At 40.7% G+C, this 8,105-nt stretch carries 5 protein-coding genes; 1 reads left to right on the top strand and 4 read right to left on the bottom strand.

Annotated features, from left to right (window positions below; all coding sequences use genetic code 11):
- The coding region (locus tag ASC49_RS19730) for a transposase (protein WP_141656893.1) at nt 1-294 on the top strand (294 nt) is incomplete at its 5' end.
- 274 nt (nt 295-568) lie between these two features.
- Here the strand turns inward: ASC49_RS19730 and ASC49_RS19455 are convergent.
- From ASC49_RS19455 to ASC49_RS19440, 4 genes are all read right to left on the bottom strand, one after another.
- Entirely contained in the window at nt 569-2,332 is a 1,764-nt protein-coding gene (locus ASC49_RS19455; RefSeq protein WP_055464873.1) for a hypothetical protein, read from the bottom strand.
- A gap of 1,846 nt (nt 2,333-4,178) precedes the next feature.
- Complete coding sequence (locus ASC49_RS19450; RefSeq protein ID WP_055464872.1) at nt 4,179-5,162, bottom strand: hypothetical protein; 984 nt, start codon at nt 5,160-5,162, stop codon at nt 4,179-4,181.
- Between the two features lie 205 nt (nt 5,163-5,367).
- Nucleotides 5,368-6,444 carry a site-specific integrase gene (locus tag ASC49_RS19445; RefSeq protein WP_055464871.1) on the bottom strand — a complete coding sequence of 359 codons (1,077 nt, stop codon included), beginning with the start codon at nt 6,442-6,444 and terminating at the stop codon, nt 5,368-5,370.
- 498 nt (nt 6,445-6,942) lie between these two features.
- Nucleotides 6,943-8,105 (bottom strand): RNA-guided endonuclease InsQ/TnpB family protein (locus ASC49_RS19440; protein WP_055464870.1); only part of this gene is annotated, 1,163 nt, incomplete at its 5' end.

The raw sequence follows: 8,105 nt of genomic DNA, 5'->3' as shown, positions 1-8,105 counted from the left end.
TACACTCCTACCATATCCGTTTCTAGGCTTGTTCAAATATTAAAAAGTATGACTGGCAGAGAGCTAAAGCTGCATCATCCTTATCTTAATCAAGTAGCGTGGAGAAAAAATTCATTATGGAGTAGTGGTTATTTTGCTTGCTCAGTAGGAGGTGCGCCACTGGAGGTTTTAAAGCAATACGTGGCTCAACAAGATAGACCGCATCAAGCCTTCTTCGAAGGCGTGACTATCCATCCCTCGCAGCAAGCTGCGGGGCTTTACGTCAATTTTGGTAAAAATATAGTTTCAAGTTAACCAAGCGTTTAACTTTGTAACAATGAAAAGGCGTTCTGGGTGCAAAAAAAGCGGAGGTGAGGAACTGATAAGAGAGCAGGCAGTGTAAATTAAAAAATATAATATATATTAAGTCTATATTAACGGTAATAAAAAAACAAACAAATGATCAAAAAAACAATGAGAAAATTTAAGAAAATTATTTACTTAATTTATATTTTAGGGATTATTTCTTTAAGGATATTTTACTAGGAAGCATCTCTGTCATGGACGCTCCCTAGAAATACAGTACAGCTTACCAATCCATATCTGTGATATCAGAAAGCGCGGCATTTACCTGAGCTTTCTGCTCTTTCTTATTCAGCTCTGGGGGACGGATATTCGAGTCTTCTTTTTGGCGAGCAATACGCTCTTCACTATTGTTCTCGCCAGCCAAAAAAAGTTGCTGCTGCTCTGGGTTATCTTTCATATCTTGCTTATGCGCATTGGACAATGCGGCAAATTGTTTCTTAAGTAAGCGGTTATGCTTACTTCGATCCCCAGTGATATGATCTGTACGATCGCGGCTGAAGATAGACGAAACAATCTCTGCATCAGCGGTATGGAAGATCATATGATATCCAAGGGCGGTGACTTGGTTGACACCGTTATCATTCCATTGACCGGTGGTCGTGGATTTTGAGAACAGGTTTTTCATGCCCTGAAGGAATATTTTTCTAAATGTGGCCTCTGAGCTATTTGGGGCTAAAAAGTGATGTAGGTCTTCTGTCGAAAACGTCTTGAAACCTTCATTTTCCGGTTTATTTGCGCGCCCCACAACAACATTGAGGAATTGGTAGAGAAGATGAATAATACCATTGGTATAGCCTAGCAGTTCTGAGTGAGCGATTACCAACAAGCTATTTTTGTCTTGGAAAGCATTGAGCATCCCTTTGTACGTATCCGAGTCTATAGAGACTTTAAACCAACGAGGCTCTGCTTTCTTATTAGGTTCGATCTGGTCGAGCTGCGCTTCAAGTTCCGTAATAAAACGTTTGTTATAGTAATTATTATTTTCTGTAAGCCCTAAAAGTTGACGTGCAAGCGTCGCATTTTCACTATTACCAATGATCACTTGGTTGTTGGTCTGGTTTAGACGCATCAAAGATCGGATAAATTGCGCTCGAATGGAACCGGATGTGTATTTCGATGGTTTGATATTAGGGTCATCGTATTGATGACCTTTGGCAATTTTACAAATATCAACGATATCAATGAAAAACTCGTTCGTTGGTGTAATCTCCAACTCCACTTGTTGTTTAATCGTTTCAAATACTAAGTTAGTAACAATGGTCAATATCAGCAAATCATCATCAATGCTGGCAATCCCTAGATCATCGGCAGAAGTTGAGCGGATTGTAATCGGGCATTTGTGAACATAAGTCTGATGTTCGATGGCTCCTGGCGATTTGTGACGTGTCGATTGACGCCATGCCAAAGCTAGCATGTACCAAGGTTTCGCCAATACACTGACAGAATCATTGAGAATTTTTGTAATCACCGCTCGCGAAGGGGATTGGTGTGAATTGATTAAGTTTTTCTGTGTTTTCAAGACAGAATCGACCGCAGAAGGAATGCTCTCTAATTTTGGCTCTTCGACGATATTCTCATTAATTAAACTGGAGATCTCAAAAGGTGGGTATAAAATGTACAGCTTCTTTTTGTAGATGCGTTGAGTGTGCTCAAAAATACATTCACTTTCCTCTGCAATGCTACATTCGATAAGAGATTGAAAGCGTTGTACTAATGTACCCCGGCTGTTAGGCAAATCACGCTTTGCTAAAAACCGTTCGATAAGGTGCTGATCTACAAGGATATAGGTTTCTTCATTGATAAGAGCTTCATCTGAATCGGTGGCTTCACAGCAAGTATAGAGAAAGTCATACAGCGCAGAGGAAATAGAGCTTTCGTTAAGTAAGGACTTGAACGACTTTAGATACGCAGAAGGTCGCCCACGAAAAACTATAGCTTTGTTGCTGTTAACAATGTGTTCTTTTGAGATTTCTATTGAGGATGCCATATGTTAGCTAAAATTTGGTTTTTATCGACTGGCTAATCATTATTTATGCCCAGTCTAATGTCAAAGTGTCTTATGATTTGTTGTTATCATCTATAAGATCAGTATTAATCCAATATTGATCAACTCAATATTTCAATATAATCAGTGGATAAGTCTCCTAATTTACCTAAATAACATTTATAACCTATTGAAAATAATCAAAAAAATAGAATTGTATATTGTTTGCTCAAATCAAGTGTCATAACGAAGTTTTTAGGTGTCATAACTTGGAAAAGTAATCGTCATGACTTTCTTAGCAAGGTGTCATGACTAAAAAATTCAATTAATAAACAGAATATAAACAATAAATTAACAGTATTTCTACTTGAAATAGTGGTTTCTGCCTAGCTTAGTAATGACACATGCTCTGTGCACAGCAGATTAGCGCGAATAGGTGTCATTACTAGCTATCATTCATTACACTTCCTAATCACTTGCCCGGTCATCAGGGCATCCTAAGACTAAAATGAGTAATGACACCTTAAAAATAATGCTATTACTAGGATTAAAAAGGAAGTGTCATTACTTGCTTTGCCCTCTCTGGCTGTTTTTAGAGCTATGTCTCATGTTTTAGGGCTTTAGTCATGAGACGCCTTAAAAGCTGACACCTACTAAGAGAATGGCTATAGACACATGGCATAAGTGCTTTAGTTATGAGACGCCTTAAAAGCTGACACCTACTAAGAGAATGGCTATAGACACATGGCATAAGTGCTTTAGTTATGAGACGCCTTAAAAGATGACACCTACTCTTGTAATTATCAGTAGGTCATTGATATATAAGCAGTTACTAAAAAAAATTGACCAAATGGTCATTCTTAATACTGCCACTTATTTAACACGCCATAGCCACTTTAGTTATGAGATTCCTTTGAGGTTGATACCTTGGAGCAGGTGTCATTACCAAACGAGTCGACACGAGCCGTTAGTGATCGGTTTTCGACAAATTTTTAGTGATATTGGCACTGTCAACTAGCGCTTTGGTAATGACATCTTTGTAAAGCTGACACCTACTGTGCCTAAATCAGGTGTCATTACCATATTGGTTGTCATGCTATTTGTAGTAGCCAAATCCACGTTAAGGATAATTTTTTGATGTAAACGCCTTGCTGTCGGGCTGATATATCCGTCTATTTGCCTAAATGACATAGGTGTCATTACTAAATTGATTGTTGTGTAACCAAAATACGATCGCTTTGATGATTTTTTATGCGAAAAGAGAGATTTTAATTATGTTTTGGTAATGGGAGGCCAAAATAATTGACACCTACTTAGATGAGTACAAGGTGTCATTACTATTTATTCTGTTTAAGCGAAGGCCTATAACAAGAGACTTTGGTAATGAAAGCACAAAAAGACTGACACCTACTCCGCCATATACTAGGTGTCATTACTAACTTGGCGAAATTTCAATCAGCTTTGTGGATTATAGCTACGGTTTTCTCAAAAAAAGGCCTGCTTTGGTAATGAGAAGGCTCTATTTCTGACACCTTACGTTGTCTTGATAAGGTGTCATTACTAGATTGATTAATAAGTCAGCATGGAAATAATGACGATGTGTTAAACCTTGATCAAGTGTGTAGCTTTGGTAATGGGAAGTTGAAATGTCTGACACCTAGGGTGACATAGCAAGGTGTCATAACTAGAAAGCGTAAAAATTGGTTATGTGGGGACTGATGATGCTGACACAGTGCGTACTAGCGTGCTTTAGTAATGATATTGGCGTTTCTCTGACACCTACTTAGAAATAGTAAGGTGTCATTACCAAATCTTTGAATCAGCGCCTCTTTATGAAACAGGGTCACCATTAACGCAATGCGTACCAGTTAGAACCAGGTACCAGCTCGAGAACTTTATTCTGGATCTTCTCTAAGCTTTTTGTAGCACGAACAGCACCTCGATGAAGCGTCACCGAAATGGGATCAAGTCTAGTTTGAATGGTGGCATCTTCGGTACAGTCAAACACAAGAATAGGGTAGTTAACGGTGATTTTGCTGTTTAACCAGTGTTTATTAAAGCGGAAATGGGCTATGGGTGCTGGTGGAATATAGTAGCGCTTTATATAAGTAGCAGAAGGGAATTTTTGGTGATGAAGCTCAATGCTTTGATAAACGTCCATTTTATTGATCACTTCTTCAGTTTCGATGGCCTTTGCATAACTTCCCTTGAAAACAGTGGTGTAATTGCTGGGAAGCCATTTCAGCGTTAAGCCAGATAATTCAAACTGGTCCTCCTGCGACAGTACTTCAAAGTCGATTTCACTTACGTCTAATTTTTGTGACTTCGCATAGACATGCCTTGAAGTCATAATAGGCTTGATGACCATTTCATAGTGTTCGTCGTTATTAAAGACATTTTGAGTACGCAGAAAGTCACTGTGAGTGATAATTTTGTTAGTTACATGCTCTTTATAGAAGACGCTTGACTGCTTATTAAAGAGAGCTTTGACTTGATTGACTTTCTGTACCAGATGCCACACTTTCTCTCTGTTTTGCTTCGCAACCACAATGTGACCAAGTGTTCTGGGCAAGGAGCTTGGGACTCGGTTAGAGGGAACGATATGACTGTAGACGTTTTCCAAGCAGGAGGGCCACTCCATTAATGAAGGGGCAAAGTCATTGCTGGTCAGTTCAATGGAGCGTTTGCCGTCTTCATCACTGTTATGACCAAGAGTCAAAGGCTTTAAATATTGCACACAGTGGTTAGTTGATTCTGCCAGTAACTGTTTTAACTCAAGCAGGTCATAGTTGATTTCAGTGATATACGATAGCAACTCTTTTGGGGTGTTCATGCTAGGTCACTCTTAGTCTAATAGATAATATGCAATGGCAATGCACACAGCATCGATCCATCACAGCAAGACCATTATAGCTTGAAAATCTACATTCCGTAGCCCTTGATTTTATTTATTGCCTAACTACTTTATTCCTGAGTTATCTATTTGATTTCAATCAAAAAGGACTACGGAATGCTATTTTTGGATGATTGCTTAAGCTTTAATCCCTGTTATTAATGTTAAATGGGTCAAGTTGTGCTTGTAGCGCATATCGCTCTACCGTAGTGATGTTTTGCCCTGTGATTTTGCTGATGTATTCGTATGAGCGCCCTAACTCAACTTGGTCGACTGCTAAACCGATACGCAAGCTATGGCCTGAGATGCGCTCTAAAGCCTGCATGGGGAGGCCGGCAGAGAACGACCAGTCCTTTAGTTTTTCATCTATCGTATTGGCTCCCATGGCTATTAACTGATTGGGCTTGCGCTTAGATCTCATTGGTTCCCCCATTGAGTTTGCTCTGAGAAACAGCTTTGTGTACGAGTCTGTGCCAGCAAGCGATCTGACGTACTCAATATAGTCCTTAAGACACTGATAAGGACATACGTCGGACTCATCACCTTTGGCAATTGAGCCTCGAAAACTGTAGGAGCGATTGCCGCCTTTAAGCACTATCCTTAAATAGTCAATCCTATCAGCAGCTATAGAAAAGTCCTGTAGCCGCACACCATATTTACCGCACACTTCTGACTCACGACAGCCAGTTGTTGCCATAAAACAGAGAAGGGCTTTATCTCTTAGTCTTTGAAAATGGCTGCTTGAATTCATACGTGGTGATTTCAACAAGCGAACCACGCTAGGCCAGCGAAGAGGAGAAGCTTGCCCGCGACGACGTTGTGATGCTTGCTCACTAATAGTGAGCTTTAGCCGGCGCACATACTCAGAAAGCATTTCTTTTTGGGTTGAAGAAAATTGCACCCCTTCCACATGCAACATTTTGACAATGCCCCAGCGCCGCGAATCTATGGTAACAGGAGAAATAGGATCTCCGTCCACTAGCACATCATTGGTCGAGTCATACTTCACTAATGTCCCGTGAAACTGATCGGCCATGAAGTTGATCAAGTCGATATGAGTAGGAGTGGCTGATACACCTTTATGCCTTAACCAACGATTAAAAATACGATAGTGGGATTCATACTGTTTCTGCGTTTCTGTGACTTCAGAAGATTTAGCTAATAATGCTAACGCCTTTTCAGATAAGGTATTTGAATCGTAATGGGTTAGTTGGCTGGTCATCGAACAATCCTATTCTCGGAATAGTCAGCCCTCCTTTCGGAAGCTAGATAAAGAACGCCAAAGATCCCGCTTGAGCTAAGGCAATCCAATTTTATTAACTAGTACAATACCAGTACAAAAATCACTAGTCAATAAAATACACATTTCACTGACTGGTGGTACAGAAATGTAAGTCACTGTAATAAATGATAAATATCAGAATCAGTACAGAAAAAGATGATAAATAATTGATTGCTTGGTACAAAAAATATTGGCGTGAGCGCATTTGCGCCATAAGGCGGTAAGGAGGGGTTTCGATGGGTGCGTGCCTCAGTTTAAAAACTTCACCAAATCAGGATAAGTGGACTGTAAACGTATATTTATTGATAATAATAGTAATTAATTTATCCTTTTATCATTTAAAACGAAAAAGCCAGAGGCGTTATTGGTATTTAGGGTGGCCTTTCGTTTTGATGAAAATTTGACAACTCTCGCGCAGCAAGCTGCGGAGATTCTTGATTAAGCCACATGAGGCAGCTCAGACGACATATTACTGTCTGAACTCAAGAGTGCCTGAGCCACTTCGAGGGTAGTATCAAGCAACTTGCCCGTTGTCAGCGGGACTACGCAGTTCAACCTTGCGACAGGTGTTTTTATAGGCCTGCGATACTTTGCCATAGCTGGCGGAAGCTGATAGCTTGGAACGATTAAGCCGTTCTCGCTTTTATTTAAAATGTTAGCTGCGCCAACAAGATCCCGTATCCCAATAAAGTCGCATTCTGGATTCTTACATTGGTAGATACGCCCCGAAGGTTTGTGCCGATGGCCGCATTTCGGGCAGGTTTGGGAGGTGTATTGCTCTGGTTCTTTTTCTAGCTTAACACCACGCTGTTTCCCTTTGTATTTCACATATTCAAGCAACTGTCCTAAAGGATTATTGCTGTTCATTTGGTTGCTTCGACTGGAACCTTTTCTTCGCTTACGAGCGTTCTTACTCATATTGATGCAATCGCCTACCACCAGCTTTCCTGCACCCTGAGCAACGCAGAAGTCCACCATTTGCTTAGAGGCATGATGCAGCAAGTTACGAATTTGGCAGTCATTGCAGGTAAGCATCTTGGCTTTTGAGATTCGCAGCTTACGCGCCTTACGAGAGCCTTTCTTGAGTTTGCTTTGCAGTCTCGAGAACTCTGCTAGTTTGCGGTTGCGATACTGAATAAGCGAGCGAAGCCCTCGCCCCACGATCACTTCAGCCTCATTTCCATCCGTCATGGCCGCTAAATGAATCACCCCAAGATCGGCGGCTACTGTATTAGCGCCAGCACTCTTAATAGCGTCCGAATCATTTTTAACGGTTAGACGCAACTCCCTAAAGCCAAGCTCTGCACCGACTATTTTTCCCGCAGGCAGCTGTTTTGGCAGTTTAACCCTAAGCTTGGTGTGACCTTTTCCGTTCGATAAAACGAGGTATTGGTGATGCTTTCGGATAGCGGATGCTTTGTACATCACTATCTGAAAGTGTTTGCGATCACGCCAAGGATAACGTGCTCTTAGGTCACCATTTCGGCGTAATTCTCTGGCCGAATCAATATTGGCGAAAAACTTCTTGATGAGTGCTTGAATAGTCTGACTGTGTAGCGAGTATTTGCCCTTGAAGTGCTTCTCAAAGTCACCTGCAGAAG

Source organism: Marinomonas fungiae, assembly GCF_001418205.1.
Taxonomy (GTDB): domain Bacteria; phylum Pseudomonadota; class Gammaproteobacteria; order Pseudomonadales; family Marinomonadaceae; genus Marinomonas; species Marinomonas fungiae.
Note: the sequence above shows the minus strand (reverse complement) of the source record. Positions and strands in the feature narration are given on the sequence as shown.